This is a genomic window from Bradyrhizobium sp. Ec3.3 (assembly GCF_000472925.1).
Classification (GTDB): domain Bacteria; phylum Pseudomonadota; class Alphaproteobacteria; order Rhizobiales; family Xanthobacteraceae; genus Bradyrhizobium.
Genome location: NZ_AXAS01000008.1, coordinates 1 through 17,258, shown reverse-complemented (window position 1 = coordinate 17,258; position 17,258 = coordinate 1). Strand labels below are relative to the sequence as shown.

Genomic DNA, 17,258 nt, shown 5'->3' with positions numbered 1-17,258 from the left:
GCGCTTTGGATGACCGAGCACGACTACCGTCATATTTTTCGCGGGGCGTACCCGAATTGATCCGGCACGCAGTGCCGTTGGCGTGCGCGAAGCGCATCGCCCCCGTGAAATGGCACCCGGGCCGCGTGAGCATAGCGACGGCGAAGCCGGCACGCGGAACGAGTGCAGCGACGAGACCGGTTCAATAGCGGCACCCGGGAACGGGGCAGTGATAGCGGTCGCCGCAGGCGAGCCCCTTTTTCCGAGTGCCCCCGGCGAGGCGCTCATCAGATCTTGCGCGATGGGATCGTGACCCGCATGGGCCGAGGCGCAGACTCGGCAAGCGCAGCTTGTAGAGCTCGCTCCGCGTAGCGGACGCGCACCATCCAGAACATCATCATTTCCACCATCCTGACGCATGCCACGCGTCCTTTCTCCGGCCTTTTCGCACCGGTCTCGGCTGATGGGCGCAAGCGCATAGCGCTCGTCCGCTTCGCTTCCGCCCAAGGGTGCGCCCGCCTCCTCCGTCGCAAGGGCCTTCGTCAGAAGGCCGCGATTGGCGCGGTCCAGCGACGGAGGACACGATGCTGCTCTGGACGATAGGCGAACTGATGCACCTGACGCGTGACGAGCTCTGCAATCTCGATGGCAACCTGCGGCACGCTCTGGCGGAATTCGAGGCCGGCACCTGCGAGAGATACGCCGTACTTACGACGCTCAATAATATCCGCCGTGCAATGGGTCGCCGCGGCCTGCACTATTAGGGGCTCTAGCCCATTCCTCAGTTCACCGCATGTAGTCCGGCAGGCTCGCGTCCGGCTGACGCACCGGGAAGTAGGTTATGCGGCTGTCCCAGCCATCCAGCGAGAGAGCGCCGTACCGGTCGGCGAAGATCAGGCGCCCTTGATCGAGCAGACCAATGAAGTTGTCCGGCGCATCAATCGCCTGGCTGATCGCGAGGTACTACCCGAGGCGCAGGCGCTGATCCCACGCATGGGCCGCCTTCCGGGCGTTAATGGCAAGGCCAAGATGAGCAAGTCGCAGGGCAACGCGACCCCCCTCGCGGCAACGCCCGACGAGATCAGCGCTGCGATCTCTCAGATGTTCACCGACCCCAACCATGTGCGCGCGTCCGACCCCGGCCGTGTGGAAGGCAATGCCGTTTTCAGCTATCTCGATGCGTTCGATGACGAGCAGGGAGCGGTCGCCGCTCTCAAGGATCGCTACAGGCGGGGTGGTCTGGGCGACAGCCTCGTGAAAAAACGTCTGAACGACGTGCCGCAAGCGCTACTGACGCCGATACGGGAACGCCGGCGCGTTTTCTGGCGCAGGATCCTGGTCACGTGCTGGGCCTTGTGAAAGCGGGTACCGAGCGTGCGCGCGAGACAACGGATGCAACGCTGCGTGAGGGGCGTGCGGCATTGGGACTCTTCGCGCTTGATTGAGACCACACGACGCCGGCGGGCTGACAGGACCGTTCCACCCTTATCGGGTCACTCGGTAGAATTATTTTCTCGGTTCACACAATTGGTGTTGCATTCGAAGCATCACGTGATGCGGTTTTGAGGACTAGACGCGAAACCTGACGTCGATGCTATCCTTCGGTTGCGGTTTGCTGCCCCTGCGGATACGGCTGAGGTCAGCGTGACGGCTCCGGCGGATCTTGCATGTGAGCTTGCAGGGCAGACCAGGCTTCGGCGTAGCTGAAGTGTTTGCATGTGGTCTCGGCGACCAGAAATGTAGCGGTGGCGCGCAGCCTTGCGCGCTCGGGGTACGGCAATTGGTCGTACGGGGGCTCTGGGTTCGGAGACGGCGCTCCCATGTGGCAGGCGAAATACCACCGGACGCAGTCTAAAGATGAGGATGCTGTCGTCTCGTCTAATGAAGCGCAGAATTTGGTCTTAGGGGCAGCAAGAACGGGACTGAACAGGGTGAGCGCCGATGCGATGACCGTGACAAAGGGTAAACGAGAGCGGGCGCGACGATCATCAGCATTGGCCACGGAATACGTCGGCCGATTGCGCAGAAGCGTCTTTGAGGAGATCGTACTCATGTTGAACCGGTTGGTCTGGAGGAGCTTCGACGGAGGTTCTTCGCCCCCAATGCTGCAGCGATAGCGGCACCTCCTTCACAAGCCTCAAGCAGCTTCACGAACACATAGATGCCTACGTCAGCGCGTACAACGACAAGCCGAGCCCTTCGTCTGGACCAAGAAAAAGGTCCGTCAACGCCGTTTCAAAGGCGGCCGTATCGCTTAGGCCTGATTCTGGGTAATAGGGAGGCTAACGCTCACGCGCTTTCTCCCTCGTAACGAGATAACGGCAACTCGGATTTGGCTTCCCGCGCGCGACTGGACAACATGGCCTCGAAGGGGGCGCCTTGCTGGCCGGGCGGCTGCACGGAAGGACCCACGGCCGTGGTTCCCGGAGCAAGCACGAACAGAGCTGGAGCCGCACTGGCGGATGACGAAGAGGTGTTGAGCTGCATAGCACTATACTCCGATGTGAGGGTGGAGATCGTTTGAGGAGCCCGAGTCCAACCTATCGGTCAGAAGGATGCCGAACTTTTGGGTTACGTCGACCTTTGAGTGACTGTTCATTTCGTAAGGCGCTCACTCAACTGCCTCGCAATCCAAAGTTCTAGGCTCGCACCTTGGCAGGGCAAGCTTGCGAGAAGCTGACGAGGTCAGAAGATCTCACAGTTGGACCAACTGGGACTACGTTCAGTTCTCAAGAAGGGGAGCCGCGTGTTTCTCGACGGCGTATTCTCAATCTCATCGCCAACCAATTCGCCTCGGGCAATATCTACGCTTCGCATCCTTCATGGCGCCCGCTCGTCCGACGCTTGCGGCTCATATCCGGTTTTTGTTCATCGGCTCGCACCTTTGATCCACGCTTCGTTCAGACCCCGCCTCGCGACGGCAGCAGCCCTAGCGTGCGGTTCACTGACCTCCATCCCCATCAGGTTGGGTGGAAGCTTGGACTCCTTGCTTGCGCTCGATCCCATTCCGATACTTCTCGAGCCACTCGTCGAGCAGGTCTATGCCCTCTCAGCGACCAACCACCCCGATCCGCAGTTCAGTCCGACGCAACTTGTCCCGCTGGTCGTAGACGCCCAAGTGCTCGATCCCGGTGCGGGGACAAATGTGTGTATCGGTGCCGAATTCCAGCTGTGGCTCGGCAAGCGTCGTGAGTTTCATGCCGCCGTTTCTTCTGCCACATCGGCAACGTCCTCGACTTCATCATCACATGGCTCCGCCTCGTCGGCCTCGCGAGCGTCGAATTCGACGAGGGCGAGAAAGCGTAGTCGGAAATTCGACGCAAATGCGCAGGCGAACAGCGTTAGTCCTGCGCATCGATCCGGATCGTGAGCCTGAACGTGCAAAGCAGGCCTATGACAGCCATCTGGTGCGCGCCCAGTGGATGAGCGGGCATGGCTATCGTCAGATCTTGCAGAGCAGCAGCAGACCAAACGTGAATTGATGCGGCGTGTGCTGCACATCGATCCCGAGCGCGAACCGACTCGCGCGCGGAGAGCCTATGAAAGTCACCTTGAACGCGCCAAGTGGACGACCGAGTACGGCTACAGGCTTCTGTTGCGTGATGGCTGGCCAGCTTCGAACTAGCCAATGCTCATCGGTCCAAGCGAGCATCAGTGCAGCAGGGCCGGACGCGCGGTTACCGAAGTGAACCAACTGCTTCCGATGACTCAGTGGGGAGGCACTAAGTTTGAGCTTCTTCCTCGTCGCGCCTGCTCAGTGCCCGGTTTCGTAAGGCCTCGCAATATAGTGCGTATCCCAACTCAGTTAGAGCCAATCGACCGTCGTCATGCAAGAGAATTCGAGCATTGAGCAGACGTTCGAGCCTCGCGATCAATTCTTCGACTTCTGATGCAGTTAAATCCAGACTGCTTACCGCAGATGCGAAACTACCGTTCTGAACAACCTGCCTCAAAACCTCCACTTCAATTCGACATTCTCGAATGACAGTCAGAATGGCCTCATCAGCCATCTCCCTCAGGATAGATGTCATATGGTAGCGCCCCCAATCGACTCCATTGTGGTCATCTTATAGCATAAACACAATTCATAATTGTATAGTCCGGAAAGTCATCAGCGATACTCAATCAGCGTGCGCGCAGCGCATCGCCCACCTGAAATGGCACGGGCCGCGTGAGCATAGCGACGGCGAAGCCGGCACGCGGGACGAGTGCAGCGACGAGACCGGTTCAAAAAGGCACCCGACTGGATGGGCAGTAATAGCGTTCGCCGAAGGCGAGCCCCTCCAGCGAGTGCCTCCGGCGAGACGCACATCAGCACTTGCACGATGGGATCGTGACCCGTTTGGCAGCTTTCGCTGAATGAAGGGGATGATGTTGCCGGTCTGGCGATCCTTCACGATCAAGCCCGGCTGGTCATCGCTGCCGCCTCCGCAGCGGCGCGCTGCATGCTGGTCGACATCTCGTTCGTCACTGTGCTCTGCTCCTCGATGGCAGCGGCAGTCGACGTCACATACTCACTGACATTGTTGATGGCCTGCTTGATCGAATTCAGCGCACCGACAACGTCTCCCGAGATACCGTTGAGGCTACCAATCTCAGCGGCGATTTTGTCGGTCGCCTGCTTGGCCTGGTTGGCGAGGCTCTTGACCTCGGAGGCGACCACCGCAAAGCCCCGGCCTGCTTCGCCCGCGCGCGCGGACTCGATCGTGGCGTTGAGCGCGAGCAGGTTGATCTGCGCGGTGATGTTGTTGATCATCTCGACAATACCGCTCATCGCCTGCGCGGCCTCAGTGAGCCGCTCGATAGCGACCAAAATTCTACAGCGCAGCTAAATGACGCGAAGGGCCAGAAGGGGACGTGCTGATTCTGGACCAGCACTGGGCTATAGTGGTCCAAAATCAGCCCATTTCGTGCCGTCCCCTTCTCAACCCGTGCGTGGAGGATCGACCAGATGACTAGCGGATATTTTGAAGATTTTGAAGTCGGCGACAGCCGCAAGGCTGGTCCCTATCTTGTTTCCAAGGCCGAAATTATTCAGTTCGCCAAGCAGTACGACCCCCGGCCTTTCCATATCGATGAGGAAGCTGCCGCGCGTTCCGTCTTTGGAGGACTATCGGCATCTGCCGCCCACACGTTCGCGATCTTCATCTTTCTAACAAACAAATATCAGCCTCCGATCCGTTCACTTGCTGGACTTGGCTATGATGAGCTGAGGCTGCCAAACGCAGTACGCCCGGGCGATGAACTCGAGCTTGAGGCGATCGTCTCAGAGAAGCGCGAGTCGAAGTCGAGACCGGATACGGGAATCCTTCGCAGTCAAATCTACCTGCGCAACCAAAGACACGAGACGGTGTTGCAATGCTTCGGCACTGTTTTCGTCGCGAGGCGGCCGGATGCGAAAGCATCGACGTAGAATTCAAACAAGTGCGGTCAATCGGTTTTGGACGCGACGTCCGCTCAGGGCCCACTTGCGGACCCACGCAGAAGCTCCGTCCTACTCGATCAATTCGTCAGCCCGGAGAACGAGAGAGGCGGGGATCGCGATGCCCTGCGTCTGGGCCGCTTTAAGATTGATGACCAAAATGTGCTTGTCCATTTGATAGATCGGTATGTCGCCGGGCTTGGCTCCCTTAAAGATCATATCGGTGTAGTGCGCGACTTGACGGAACATGTAGTTTCTGTCGATGCCATAAGCCATCAATCCTCCGATATCGACAAACTCCCGGTAAGCATAGAGCGTTGGGAGGCGAGCCCTTTCTGCGAGGTGTACAATTAGAAGTCGGTGGTCCAAGTGATTCCCAATTTCACCGACGAGCAGACCATCAGCCTGTTCACGTTGGAGAAGATCAAAAGCGCGTAGATACTCGGTTTCTTCTAACGCCCGCATCGGCTGCCCCACGACACTAACTGAAAAGCTGCGAGCTGCCGCGCGCACCACGTCAGCGTAACCGCCGTTCCAGGCTCCTTCCGTGGAAAGATACCCCACCCGATGAGCTGTCGGAATAGCCTCGAGAAGTATCTCGACCCGCTTGCCCCAGATTTTGATCCCGGCATCCACACTGATTCCGGTTATGTTTCCTTCCGGACGAGCAAGGTTGTTGAGGACCCCAAATGCAACCGGATCGGCCATCGTCGCAACGGCTGGAATGGAGTGAACCAGCGCTTTGACACGAAGGACCATCTCCATAGTCCCTGTAATGAGAATGACATCTGGGGACGAGCTGACGGCGTCGCGGATGATCGTATCGTAGCGCGAGGCATCTCCCTTTGCCGAGAAGCGGCCAGCAACAAAGTTCTGTCCTTCGACGTAACCAAGTCGACGCAACTCGGCAAAGAGCGGTTTGTAAATACCGGTTTCGCTTAGATCGGCGACCGAGGACACGAATGCGAGCCGATAGACCCTATTTGACTCGGCAGCCCGCAGCGCGGTCACCGTCGTGGTAGCCAACAACCCTGCAAGAAGATCGCGCCGTCGCATGTGTCCCCCTCAAGGACCACGCCTATGATAGCGGGAGACTAGCACTTTTTCGGCTTTGCGAGAGGCTACTAAAGAGCTGGGGCAGACGCGGAGAACCAAAGGGCGTCTGAGGCAGCTTTGGGGCATGGGCGTCGAACTCTGCAATAGATGTCGGCCTGTCGATTTCCGCTATGCCCCGTTAGCGACCAATGGTGGTGCAATATGTAGCGAAGGGCCAACAACGGAGTCGTGCACTGCAGCGCGGAAGCTCAAGCCAGGGTGCTTTTGCAGTCTTGCAATGATAAATTCATTTTGAAGAGCGTCGGTTGTTCGAACGTGAGATCCCTTGGCTCTAGTCTCCCCAAGAACATGATCGGCCAAGTCTGCGAGCCAGACATGGTCAAGATCCTCAAAAACGGGCTCAGGGCGTCGATCATGATTTCAGCCGCGCCGAAAGTCCAAAGAAGGGAGGCAAGCTATGACGCCAATATACACGCGACGAACAATTCTTCGGAACGCTGCGTCCGGCGGCGTTACCTTGGCGTTGGGCTCCTCCGCTTCTCTCGCTCAGCCCGAGCCGCAGAAGCCAAACATCGTTTTCATCATTGCCGACGACATGGGTTACGCGGATATTTCATGCAACGGTCGACGCGACTTCATGACGCCGAACATCGATCGCATTGCCATGCAGGGTGCGCGTTTTTCCCAAGCGTACGCCAACTCGCCGGTCTGCACAGCATCGCGCGTTGCTATCATAACAGGCCGGTACCAAGCCAGATTGCGGGTCGGAATGGAAGAGAATGGAAGAGCCGCTTACAATAGTCACAAAACCGGGCATTGGCGTGCCGCCAGAGCATCCGACTTTGCCGTCGCTTCTAAAGAAAGTCGGTTACGGCACGACGCTGGTCGGCAAATGGCGCCTCGGCAACCTGCCTGAATTTAGTCCTTTGAGGAGCGGGTATGACCATTTTTACGGCTATAGAAGCGGCGCGGTTGACTACTTCCTCCACGTCGACACGGAGGGCAAGCCGGACCTTTGGGACGAAGACCAACCAGTATCTCAAACCGGCTATATGACTACCCTTCTTGGCGATCGGGCAGTGAAGGTCATTGAAGATTATGCACGCGCGGACCAGCGGTTTCTCCTTAGTCTTCATTTCAGCGCACCCCATTGGCCTTGGGAAGGTCCGGAGGACCAAGCCGAGGCCGAGCGCCTCGGAGGACGCAATCTGTTCCACCTTGACGGCGGTTCGAGCGAGACGTATCGGCGAATGATACTTGCACTCGACGATCAGGTCGGGCGCGTCTTGAAAGCGCTGGACGACCACGGCCTCACCAGCAACACGATCGTGATTTTCACCAGCGACAACGGCGGCGAACGCTTTTCCGACACTTGGCCCTTCAGCGGGCGAAAGACGGAGCTTTTGGAGGGCGGCCTGCGCGTTCCTGCGCTCGTCTCCTGGCCCGCGCGCATTCCCGCGGGCCTCGTTAGCCAGCAGGTGACCGCGAATATGGACTGGCTTCCGACGCTGCTTGCCGCAGCCGGGGCAGCACTAGATCCGGCCTATCCATCGGACGGGATGAATCTGTTGCCACAGCTTTCGGAGGGCGCGCGTCCGGTGGAGCGGCGGTTGTTTTGGCGCTACAAGGCGCTCTGGCAGCGTGCCGCGCGCATCGGGGACTGGAAATATCTAAAGATTCTCGACAATACATTTCTGTTCAACGTTGCCGACGATCCGATGGAGCGCGCCAATCTGAAGGAGCGGCACAAGGATATCTACGATCGTCTCGTCGCCGAATGGAACAAGTGGAATGCGACCATGCTGCCAGAAACCGCCACGAGCTTCACCTATAACAATATTGGCAAACAATGGGTCGATCGACCGGGCGCAAAACCAGTGACACTCGACCCGGATCCAGCACTCGATTGAAGCCCACACTTTCGAATGAACGCCGGCCCTTCTAAGCGCAGCAGGTGGCGATCGATTTTCTCCCCGCGACAAGCCGAAGTCGATCGGTTTGGCCGCCCTGAGTTCAGCCGCCTTAAGTCCTTCGCGGCGAACATGTCGACTTTCTAAGGGCTGCTGGTGCGCTTGGACGCCGCAACCCTCCTACCCTTAGCGGGCGCATGGGGCAGCCATGCCAGCGAAGAGTCTGCAATTCGTCGCGTGACCGGTGGTCGGCGAACCGACAATAAGAAGCTGGACGTCTGACTTCGGATTACAGAAGGGATCGTGACCCGGATGGGACGAAGCGTGAGACTCGGCAAGCGCAGCGCGTAGAGCCCGGTTTCGCGTTCTGCGAAAGCGCCTAACTTCCCGTTTTACGTGCCTTTTTTCCGAATTAATGAATCGTTAGGCATCCGCTGGCAGATTTTAGGAAAATCAGCATTTATTCAGCGGGGGATCCAATCGTGCGGCACATCACATCGTTGCGCTTCAGTTCATGCTTTGCCGCGGTCGCTCGCCGATTGTTGCTCAGCGGCGGCGTCATCACCATGGCTCTCGTCAATGGCCCCGCCATGGCCGTCCAGACCGGCATCAATACGCCTGATGCGACGACGCCGCTTTATATGGGCACCAACAACAATGTCTATATGACGATCGGGACGAACGGTTATGTCGGGATCGGAACGCAATCTCCGTTTGCTACGCTCGAAATTTATGATCCCTGGAACACAGACAGCAATATCAATGTCGTAACGCCAGGCACGCAAGGGGAGCAGCAAGCCAGCATAGACTTCGTCACCAAGGACAACGGCACGTGGCTAGGCGCCTCGTCGGGTAACCGGGGCTGGTCGACTTTTGCAAGAGGCAATGCGTACACGGACGTCCCTGGAATGCAGAATTACTACGGCAATGCATATTGGGATGGATCGCTCTGGCATTATGGCTTCGTCATATCACCAGCCGGCAACGTGCTAATCGGGACAACCAGCCTGCTTCAAAGCTCTGACACGCTGACCGTTTATAATCCGGCTGGCCCTCATACTTACCTGCGTATTCGAGCGCCATTTGGAAACCAAAGTTCGCTAGCGTTCAATGATGACACCAACGGACAGGATATCGTCATCTACAGACCCTCAAACAGTCAGGATTTGCATTTTTGGACCGCGGGTGCAAGCGACGTCATGGTGCTCACACAAAGCGGCAGTCTCGGGATCGGTGTTGCGACACCCTATGCGTACAGCAGAATGGATGTCGAGCCGACGAGTTCGATATGGGCAGCCATGTTCAACTACAATGGCGGCAGCCCGGCCTCGCCCTACGGCATATGGGTTGGCGGAAGCAGCTATGGTGTCTATTCGGCCGGGCCCGTTTATGGATCTGCCTTTTATCATACCTCGGATGCCCGTTTGAAAACGAACATCCACCCTATCCAAGATGCACTGAACAAGCTTCTTGCTTTGCAGGGTATCGAATTCGATTGGAAGTCCAACGGCAAGCACGACATGGGTGTTACGGCGCAGAATGTGAGCGAGACCTTCCCGAATATCGTTAGCAAAACCCCCGAAGGCGACATGGCTGTTGAATATGACAGCCTGGTCGGCCCCGTGATCGAAGCGATCCGCGAGCTCAAGACCGACAACGACAATCTGCGCGCGGAAGACAAAGAGCTTCGCAGGCTCCTGGACGACGATCATCGCGAAATCGCCGAACTCAAAACCAAACTCCATTCGCAATAGGGACGACCGGATTTCGAGCTGGCCGTGCGCGAATCTAAGCCGAGTACGACGCTGCCGGATCTGGCGGCGTAGCGGTTTGACTGTGCGAGCAGAGCTCGCTATGTAGGCCGCCCGTTCAAGGAGAACAATGTGGCCAACGCGAAAAAGAAAACCCCACCTCGCAAGAAAGCCTACACTGCGGCTGATATAAAGCTGCTGAAGCAGCATTCGAGGACCAGGACGCCGGTCGCGAGGATCTCGAGACAGATGAAAAGGTCTGTGGGAGCGCTTCGGCAGAAGGCCCTGACACTGGGAATAGGTCTTGGCCATCAACGTTGATCACCGTCTTCTGATATCCTCGCTTTACAAAGCAGGCGTACTGACAAAGGCGTTGCTCGCGCGGCTCAGCACCTGAAGTCAGCCTCACTTATTGAATAGCTAAGCATTTCGTGGAGTAGCCCATCACTGCCGCGTGTTTTTTCATTCCAATCGCAAACGTCGGCCCAATGACGGAAGCCGCCCTTCTGTCCGACCCCGTCCCGGATTGCAATCCAAACGAGGTCTAAGAAGCAATGACCAGTTTGTCATGGTCATTTTTACTTGAGTCTATTGTTTATCTAGGCCGTGAACCCATAGATCTGCCAGCGCACGGCTCGCCAGAGTCCGCTATGCCTCCATAGCGACCAAAATTCTGCAGCACAGCTAAATGACGCGAAGAGCCACTTGCGGCCCCACGCAGAAGCTCGGTCCTACTCGATCAATTCGTCAGCCCGGAGAACGAGAGAGGCGGGGATCGCGATGCCCTGCGTCTGGACCGCTTTAAGATTGATGACCAAAATATGCTTGTCCATTTGATAGATCGGTATGTCGCCGGGCTTGGCTCCCTTAAAGATCATATCGATGTAGTGCGCGACTGACGGAACATGTAGTTTCTGTCGATGCCATAAGCCATCCATCCTCCGATATCGACAAACTCTCGGTAAGCTAGAGCGTTGGGGAACGTTATACTTTACGTACCCGCGCGAATGGCTAAGATGAGCATCTTGACCCATCGTTGGGGCGTTTCGCCAGCCGCAGATCGTGTTTGGTCTCAGGTCAGTGGTTTGCGCCCGAGCAAATCAGCGGCGAGATTCCCGATGGTTTTTCAAGCCTACATAGACGACAGCGTGTCCGACTCGTGTTCCGTGTTTTCTGGACATGTTGCGAGCGCTGAAGCATGGGCGAATTTTAGTCGGGAATGGGAAGAGATGCTCCCGTACTCGTCTATGGACAAGGATGGCAATTTCAATTTCAAAATGAGCCAAATGGCGGCCAATCCCGAACGAATGGAGCGGGTGCGGGCATTCTACAAAATCATTGCAAAACATGTGTCTGTTTCACTGTCCTGCTTCATCAAGCATCAAGACTGCGTCAGCGCACAGAACAAAATCCTGATCGATGACGGCATATCGTTCAAATATGAGGGAGACTATTTCGACCTTTTATTTCAAGGGCTGTTGAGAACACTCCATGAAACCAGAGATGTGATCCATAGCGTGGTGCCATCCCAAGAACCTGTTGACTTTATCTTCGACAATACGAGCAAGAAGAGAAGGGTCTTAGATAATTGGGATGGCTGGATCGAAAGCATGAAGCCTGAGATTAGGAAAAGATTCGGTTCTACGCCCAGGTTTGAAGATGACTCGAAATTTTTGCCTTTGCAGGCGGCTGATTTTTGGGCGTGGTGGGTGAGAGAAGGCTGCGAAGCAGGTGAGCACGATAGGATCGAGAAACTTTTTCCGATTCGGAATAACTACTCGCTTTATGTTTGGCTTACTGAGGAACAGTTACTTGAGTTCTTCTGCCTCAAAATCAGAGAGCAGCATGGCGACCGAAGAATAATCGATAAAAAAACCGGTCGCTCACTTTGACGGGCGCTTACTAGGTGTTTAGTCCCGGGCTTTGATGGTGCATTCTTATCGTACGATTCGAAGGATGCGCTATGGGACAAGTTTTACACGGCTGCGCCACCACGACTGAGGCGGTCCGTCGAGCAATACAAAATGGTCAAGAGAGCCTGAGAGCGCTCGCCAAGCGCTACGGGATCAACCAGAAGACTGTCGCCAAGTGGAAGGAGCGCGAGGCCGTCGCCGATCTCCCGACAGGTCCCAAGGCAGCCAAATCGAGCGTGCTTTCCATCGAGGAGGAGGCGATCATCGTCGCTTTCCGGCAGCATACGCTACTGCCGCTCGACGATTGCCTCTATGCGCTCCAGCCGACCATCCCGCATCTGACGCGATCATCCCTGCATCGTTGCCTCCAGCGACACGGCATCAGCCGATTGCCGGAGGTCGAGGGCAGCAAGCCTTCGAAGAAAAAGTTCAAGGCTTACAACTATGCTCGGCGGCTGAAAACCCTGAAGGGGCTCACCCCTTACGAATACATCTGCAAATGCTGGACTTCGCAGCGAGAACGATTCAAACTTAATCCGCTCCAGCAAATGCCGGGACTAAACACTATTCAGATTTATTGACTAGATGGCTACGATCCTGAACTTTCCTCAACCCGACCCAGGCAGGTCCGAACAAGACCGGTCGCATTCGGAAGCTTCCGAAGTCATCAGCCTTGCAGCATCCTTGCTTTCGAAGATCCACAGTGAAGGAATTCGTACGGCGAACGATCTGCGTGACGTCATTGTCTTCCTTGAACGCGCAAACGCATGCATTCGGCTTCTCATTGGCCGGACCGAAAGCGAGACAACTCGAAAGCGACTGGAGGCGCAGTCCAGGAGGATTGATCAACTTATTGCAACGACGCGCATGGACGCCGCACATCTGTTTTAGTGACATTGTTGGAAGTTCGCAGTTGCGGCACTTCGTTGCGACACTAGCGTTGGGTCAGGCGGGACGCCTGCGCAGGTGATCCTGACCGCTGCGGATTCGCCGGATTGGTTCGCGGCGCGGATTGCTCTTTATTCTCGGACAAAACGACTACGGATTGACGTAGCAAACAAGGTAATAGCCTTGTCCGCAGTTACCACCGCCGTTTGACCAACGTGCTGTGCTGGATCCGTTTATAGCGCCGATGACGCCAGGGTTTCCGTTTGTGGAATCTGTCCAGCCGCTACATGTCGATGAACCACTGGTTGCCGGCCAAGTATTGGTTGAGCCCGTTCCTCGGCCGGTCCAATAAATCAATTTGGCCGGATTTACGTATCCCCAGCCTGAACCAAGAGAAAAGGTCATGCTGCTGTTAGGACCATTGCCACTAGAGTCTGTCGTAAAGGATGCTCCGCCAACGGTGCTGTCTCCATTGCTTCCGACGTAGTAGGTCGTGTTTGCTGACAAGGTGTTACACGAGGTGCCGTCGCACAAAAACGCGAACACGTGCGATGGTGCCAGAATACCGGCGGCATTGGCGGTTGCGTATCCCCACCAGTTGGTAAAGGTCGTCAAATCATGCAGGCAAATTGCGTTGCCTGCCGCAAGGCCCGTATTGCCGCCTGCCGCACTGTAACTGCCGAGATTTCCGAGATAAGTGCTGGCTGCCGCGTCCATGATGAAGTACCCCGAGCCCGGCGGAGCGCCGGTTGCCTTAAAAGGGATCCACGCTGACCCCGAACAGAATTCCGGATAGCCGGTCGAGGAATTGTAGCGTATGCCTCCTGTCGTGTTGCTGTTGCAGGTTGGTTGTTGTCCTGTCGTGCCGACAGGAAGAAGTGCTGCGTCAGTTTTGCGGCTGAGATCGAGTGAGGCGAGCGGAACGTTGGTGCCGATGCCGAGCCTGTTGTTGGTATAATCCCAGGTGAAACTACTGCTGCCGGCGAGAGCATTGGAGCTGTTGTACTGAACCTGTCCATCTGAACCGCCCGCAGCATAAGACGGCGCGCTCCAGCTTGCGCCATTACAGACGAGGAATGAGCCACTGTTGTAACGCAATGCACCCGCCGTGTTAGCGGTACAGCTTGCGCCCGAGGACCCGATCTGTACTTCACCGGCATTCACCTGCAACTTGCTCATCGGGCTTGTTGTGCCGATGCCGACGCCAGTTGAATTGACGCGCATTTGCTCGGCGCTGGAGGCGACAACAATAACATTGCCGGTTGCCGGATTGCCGATGCCAGAATTCAGGTCGCTGGTGAACACGTAGCCCTGGCTGCCTGCGCCGCCTGATTGAGCACGAAAAACCGCATTGTTGGTAATACCGCCTAGCGAAGTTGCGGCGCTGTTCACGACGCTCAAGGCCATTGCCGGAGCTGAGGCAATGGTCAGGGCAGCTGCCGCCGCTGACGTACCTACAGCGATGTTTCCCTGCACGGCTAAGCCATTCGTAGGGGCCGTAGTGGTCCCGATAAAGCCCGCGCCGACAACCTCGCCGCCCGAGACATCGAGCTTGTTCAGCGCCGTCGTCGTCCCGATGCCGACGTTACCGGAGCCATCAATACGCATTCTCTCAGAGCAACTTATATAACCGTAAGAAGTCGTGTTGCAGTTGTTGGTGCTGAATGTAATCGGGTACCCACCGGCCTGTGCGAAATCCAAGACATTCAAGCCAGCACGCATCTGTTCAGCTATGGCTGGAAAGCTGCCACCGGTTTCGCCAAACTCAATGGCCCCGCCGCGCGCCGCAGTTGCGCCAACGAGAAAGGAGAATTTGTCGACGTATCCCGCCCCGGACGTGTCCGCTACGATCAGATCCTGAACCGGGACGAAGTTGGAATTGTTCACCGCATTTCGGACAGTGAGGAGCATGTCTGGCGAAGATGTCCCGATCCCCACATTCCCCTGCACGACAAGGCCGTTGGTGGGCGCGGTGGTGGTGCCGATATAGCCCGCGCCAATGACCGAACCGCCAGAGACGTCGAGCATATTCAAAGCTGTTGTTGTGCCGACAGCAAGAGGTCCGTTATACAATGACAAAGCGCCGGAGTTTGCATAAACCCCAGTCGTAGATGCAGTGTTACTGGCAAAAAGAATGCTGCCGCCCGGGCCGCCGATCTGCAGTCTTGCCGAGGCCGAACTTGGAGCCACGATACGAAGCGGATAAGAACCACTATTGGCGTAGCCGAAATACATTCCCCCGTTATTCACGCTTATATTGCCGCCGTTAACATCCAGCGCATTCAGCGCTGTCTGCGTGCCAATCCCGACGCTCCCCTGCACAATTAGGCCATTGGAGGGGGCGGTGGTGGTGCCGATATAGCCCGCGCCGACAACCTCGCCACCCGAGACATCGAGCTTGTTCAGTGGCGCCGTCGTGCCGAGGCCGACTTTTGCTGATGCTGATCCGTCGTCGAGCACGTTTCGATACGATGGCGCGGTGTTGACCATGGAATGCTGAACGGTGCCCACAACGCCGGTTCTATTCAAAGCCAGGAAGCCATAGGCCGAACCATTAGGAATGACGCCGCTTGTTGCACCGGTGACATTCTTGAGGCCAAAATAGGCCGTGTTGTACGTTTCGCCGAAAGCTGCACCTTCATTGTCGTTGATATTCCACGACTCCAATAAGGTGTTTCCAAAGCCAAACCTCACTTCATTTCCGGAACCAAGATTTACAGACGGAGAAAATGTCAACACAGGCCCAATACTGCCGACATAGGGGGCGGTCCAAGACATTGTCAGATTGTTGGCGGCGGAAGACGAACCCGTCCAATAGTTTGACGAAAGCACCAGGTTTGGCGATGAGACTTGTTGCGTTCCCGATGTCGCTGCCGTGGACGTTGCGATTGTGACATTACCGCTATTGTCGATAGAAACTGCGTTCGTTGCTCCTACGGACAACAAGCTGCCCGGTGCCGCCGTTCCGATGCCCAGCCTGTTGTTTGTATTGTCCCAAAACAGATTGCTGTTGCCCGCCAGCGCATTCGAACTGTTGAACTGCACTTGGCCGTTCGCCCCGCCCGCACCAGCGGTTTGCGTGACAACGCTCCAGACATTGGATGAACATTTCAGTATCTGCCCGTTGGCGTCCGGCCAGCCATACTGAATGCTCGAACCGCTGCACGACTGACCTGAGGTGCCTACCGCGAAGCCGGGCGGCGTCGCGAGCTGGGCCGGACTTTGCGCCGGATTGAGCAGAGCGATCAGCGCCAGCACGCCGATAAGACTATTTGAGCGACCAGATTTCATTCAACCTTATCGAGGCTGACATTTCGCCAGCTCGTTCCGTCGCAAAGTTGCAAGTGCTTGTCGGCGTAGCGGATCGAGCCTGCGTTCTTGTCCGCGCATCCGACGCCGGATGAACCAACCTTGAGCTCGCCCTGATAGACGTCCAGATGCGCCGCGGGATTTGCGGTGCCGATACCGACGCAGCAATGGTTGGCGCCGGAGAAGATCATGCCCCCAAGTGGGTCGTTCTTCGGTGAAACGGTCTTCGGCTGATCGGCCGCCGCCGCGCTCTTCGCGATGGTAGCCAGCACAAGCAAGAGGACGCACACAAGACGCTTCACAAGAACTCCCTTCCGGAAAGCTCGGAAAGACACCAGGAAGGGGACCTTCCACTGGCGAGCACGGGAGTTGAGAAGTCGCGGTTAGACGACTGCGACCGCCTTTGGCCGCGAGGCTTCGACATCCAGAGCCCATGCTAAGCATAGACTCCGCCGCCGCCTCCCGGCCCATAGGGTCGAAAGGCGGCATCGTGACGTGACACCGTTACGCTAACCGAGAGGTTCTCACACCCCGAAGACAGGCTTTCTCTGCCCTCAGGACCAGCATGCCACGGCGGAATCCGGCGTCAATCGGATGTCGTTCTGTTCAATAAAACCGCGGGTTTGGCGTGGCAGTGCACCGTGATGACGAATCAGACTCTCGATTAGCACACTAGTCAGACTCTAAGGACGACCGAAGCCTGGTGGGAGGTGCATGTAAAGGTTCTTGAGCGAAAAGGCGAGCCGATCCGCAGCCTCATTCGCGACCGAGGATCGCCTTGTCCCCGCCCCATGCCCGGCCTTCATCTGCACCTCGAGCAACACCGGCTTATCGGTGGCGGCCAACGCTTGCAGGCGCGCGGCGAACTTCAAGCTGTGCATGGGCGCGACGCGATCGTCAGTTTCTGCCGTCCCGATCAGTATGGCCGGGTATCGGCGGCCTGGCTGGATGTTATGGTAGGGCGAATAGCTGCGCAGGATCGGGAACATCTTGGAATCTTCCGGATCGCCGTATTCCCGAGCCCAGAGCC

The 17,258-nt window shown here is 56.9% G+C and carries 13 protein-coding genes and 4 pseudogenes; 9 read left to right on the top strand and 8 right to left on the bottom strand.

Features of this window, described 5'->3' with window-relative positions; all coding sequences use genetic code 11:
* The first annotated feature begins 563 nt into the window (after nt 1–563).
* The 3 genes and pseudogenes from YUU_RS61090 to YUU_RS58500 form a co-directional block, all read left to right on the top strand.
* Entirely contained in the window at nt 564–743 is a 180-nt protein-coding gene (locus tag YUU_RS61090) for a hypothetical protein (RefSeq protein WP_035661853.1), read from the top strand.
* 139 nt (nt 744–882) lie between these two features.
* A complete protein-coding gene (locus YUU_RS61085) occupies nt 883–1,338 on the top strand; it encodes a hypothetical protein (RefSeq protein ID WP_051389681.1) in 456 nt (151 codons plus the stop codon).
* A 756-nt stretch (nt 1,339–2,094) separates the two neighbouring features.
* A pseudogene (locus YUU_RS58500) lies at nt 2,095–2,237 on the top strand (IS630 family transposase); the annotation flags it as partial.
* A gap of 791 nt (nt 2,238–3,028) precedes the next feature.
* On the opposite strand, the gene YUU_RS56245 reads toward YUU_RS58500, so the two are convergent.
* The 3 genes and pseudogenes from YUU_RS56245 to YUU_RS0109195 form a co-directional block, all read right to left on the bottom strand.
* The gene (locus YUU_RS56245; RefSeq protein ID WP_198031727.1) at nt 3,029–3,178 is read right to left on the bottom strand and encodes a hypothetical protein; all 150 of its coding nucleotides are present in this window, start codon (nt 3,176–3,178) and stop codon (nt 3,029–3,031) included.
* A 523-nt stretch (nt 3,179–3,701) separates the two neighbouring features.
* On the bottom strand, nt 3,702–3,989 hold the full coding sequence (locus YUU_RS62665) for a LysR family transcriptional regulator (RefSeq protein ID WP_210164172.1): 288 nt from the start codon (nt 3,987–3,989) through the stop codon (nt 3,702–3,704).
* Nucleotides 3,990–4,378: 389 nt separating this feature from the next.
* Nucleotides 4,379–4,780 (bottom strand): annotated as a pseudogene (locus YUU_RS0109195) (methyl-accepting chemotaxis protein); the annotation flags it as partial.
* Between the two features lie 150 nt (nt 4,781–4,930).
* On the opposite strand from YUU_RS0109195, the gene YUU_RS0109190 reads away from it, so the two are divergent.
* Entirely contained in the window at nt 4,931–5,392 is a 462-nt protein-coding gene (locus YUU_RS0109190) for a MaoC/PaaZ C-terminal domain-containing protein (RefSeq protein WP_027522101.1), read from the top strand.
* A gap of 81 nt (nt 5,393–5,473) precedes the next feature.
* On the opposite strand, the gene YUU_RS0109185 is transcribed toward YUU_RS0109190, so the two are convergent.
* The gene (locus YUU_RS0109185; protein WP_084801390.1) at nt 5,474–6,457 is read right to left on the bottom strand and encodes an ABC transporter substrate-binding protein; all 984 of its coding nucleotides are present in this window, start codon (nt 6,455–6,457) and stop codon (nt 5,474–5,476) included.
* A 457-nt stretch (nt 6,458–6,914) separates the two neighbouring features.
* On the opposite strand from YUU_RS0109185, the pseudogene YUU_RS62660 reads away from it, so the two are divergent.
* From YUU_RS62660 to YUU_RS55010, 3 genes and pseudogenes are all read left to right on the top strand, one after another.
* Nucleotides 6,915–7,175, top strand: a pseudogene (locus YUU_RS62660) (sulfatase-like hydrolase/transferase); the annotation flags it as partial.
* Nucleotides 7,176–7,236: 61 nt separating this feature from the next.
* Entirely contained in the window at nt 7,237–8,367 is a 1,131-nt protein-coding gene (locus tag YUU_RS61080; protein WP_256375273.1) for a sulfatase, read from the top strand.
* Nucleotides 8,368–8,849: 482 nt separating this feature from the next.
* Nucleotides 8,850–10,121: a tail fiber domain-containing protein gene (locus YUU_RS55010; RefSeq protein WP_156944186.1), complete on the top strand. Its 1,272-nt coding sequence runs from the start codon at nt 8,850–8,852 to the stop codon at nt 10,119–10,121.
* Nucleotides 10,122–10,849: 728 nt separating this feature from the next.
* Here the strand turns inward: YUU_RS55010 and YUU_RS62655 are convergent.
* Nucleotides 10,850–11,056, bottom strand: coding sequence for an ABC transporter substrate binding protein (locus YUU_RS62655; RefSeq protein WP_198031725.1), 207 nt, complete (start codon nt 11,054–11,056; stop codon nt 10,850–10,852).
* A 78-nt stretch (nt 11,057–11,134) separates the two neighbouring features.
* Between YUU_RS62655 and YUU_RS0109155 the strand changes: the two genes are divergently transcribed.
* Together YUU_RS0109155 and YUU_RS0109150 are read left to right on the top strand one after the other, a co-directional pair.
* Entirely contained in the window at nt 11,135–12,010 is an 876-nt protein-coding gene (locus YUU_RS0109155; RefSeq protein ID WP_156944185.1) for a DUF3800 domain-containing protein, read from the top strand.
* A gap of 71 nt (nt 12,011–12,081) precedes the next feature.
* Nucleotides 12,082–12,471: pseudogene (locus YUU_RS0109150) on the top strand (helix-turn-helix domain-containing protein); the annotation flags it as partial.
* A gap of 598 nt (nt 12,472–13,069) precedes the next feature.
* Here YUU_RS0109150 and YUU_RS0109140 read toward each other — a convergent pair.
* The 3 genes from YUU_RS0109140 to YUU_RS50485 form a co-directional block, all read right to left on the bottom strand.
* Nucleotides 13,070–16,210 carry a hypothetical protein gene (locus tag YUU_RS0109140; RefSeq protein WP_156944184.1) on the bottom strand — a complete coding sequence of 1,047 codons (3,141 nt, stop codon included), beginning with the start codon at nt 16,208–16,210 and terminating at the stop codon, nt 13,070–13,072.
* Nucleotides 16,207–16,530 carry a hypothetical protein gene (locus YUU_RS0109135; protein WP_027522095.1) on the bottom strand — a complete coding sequence of 108 codons (324 nt, stop codon included), beginning with the start codon at nt 16,528–16,530 and terminating at the stop codon, nt 16,207–16,209. Before YUU_RS0109135 ends, YUU_RS0109140 begins: the two co-directional genes overlap by 4 nt.
* A gap of 381 nt (nt 16,531–16,911) precedes the next feature.
* Nucleotides 16,912–17,258: prolyl oligopeptidase family serine peptidase (locus tag YUU_RS50485; RefSeq protein WP_035661843.1), on the bottom strand; the 347-nt coding region annotated here is incomplete at its 5' end.

Excerpts from the sequence above, each read along its gene's own strand:
- YUU_RS61090 (WP_035661853.1), top strand. The coding sequence starts at position 564 with ATGCTGCTCTGGACGATAGGCGAACTGATGCACCTGACGCGTGACGAG.
- YUU_RS56245 (WP_198031727.1), bottom strand. The coding sequence starts at position 3,178 with ATGAAACTCACGACGCTTGCCGAGCCACAGCTGGAATTCGGCACCGAT.
- YUU_RS62665 (WP_210164172.1), bottom strand. The coding sequence starts at position 3,989 with ATGGCTGATGAGGCCATTCTGACTGTCATTCGAGAATGTCGAATTGAA.
- YUU_RS0109190 (WP_027522101.1), top strand. The coding sequence starts at position 4,931 with ATGACTAGCGGATATTTTGAAGATTTTGAAGTCGGCGACAGCCGCAAG.
- YUU_RS0109185 (WP_084801390.1), bottom strand. The coding sequence starts at position 6,457 with ATGCGACGGCGCGATCTTCTTGCAGGGTTGTTGGCTACCACGACGGTG.
- YUU_RS61080 (WP_256375273.1), top strand. The coding sequence starts at position 7,237 with ATGGAAGAGCCGCTTACAATAGTCACAAAACCGGGCATTGGCGTGCCG.
- YUU_RS62655 (WP_198031725.1), bottom strand. The coding sequence starts at position 11,056 with ATGGATGGCTTATGGCATCGACAGAAACTACATGTTCCGTCAGTCGCG.
- YUU_RS0109155 (WP_156944185.1), top strand. The coding sequence starts at position 11,135 with ATGAGCATCTTGACCCATCGTTGGGGCGTTTCGCCAGCCGCAGATCGT.
- YUU_RS0109140 (WP_156944184.1), bottom strand. The coding sequence starts at position 16,210 with ATGAAATCTGGTCGCTCAAATAGTCTTATCGGCGTGCTGGCGCTGATC.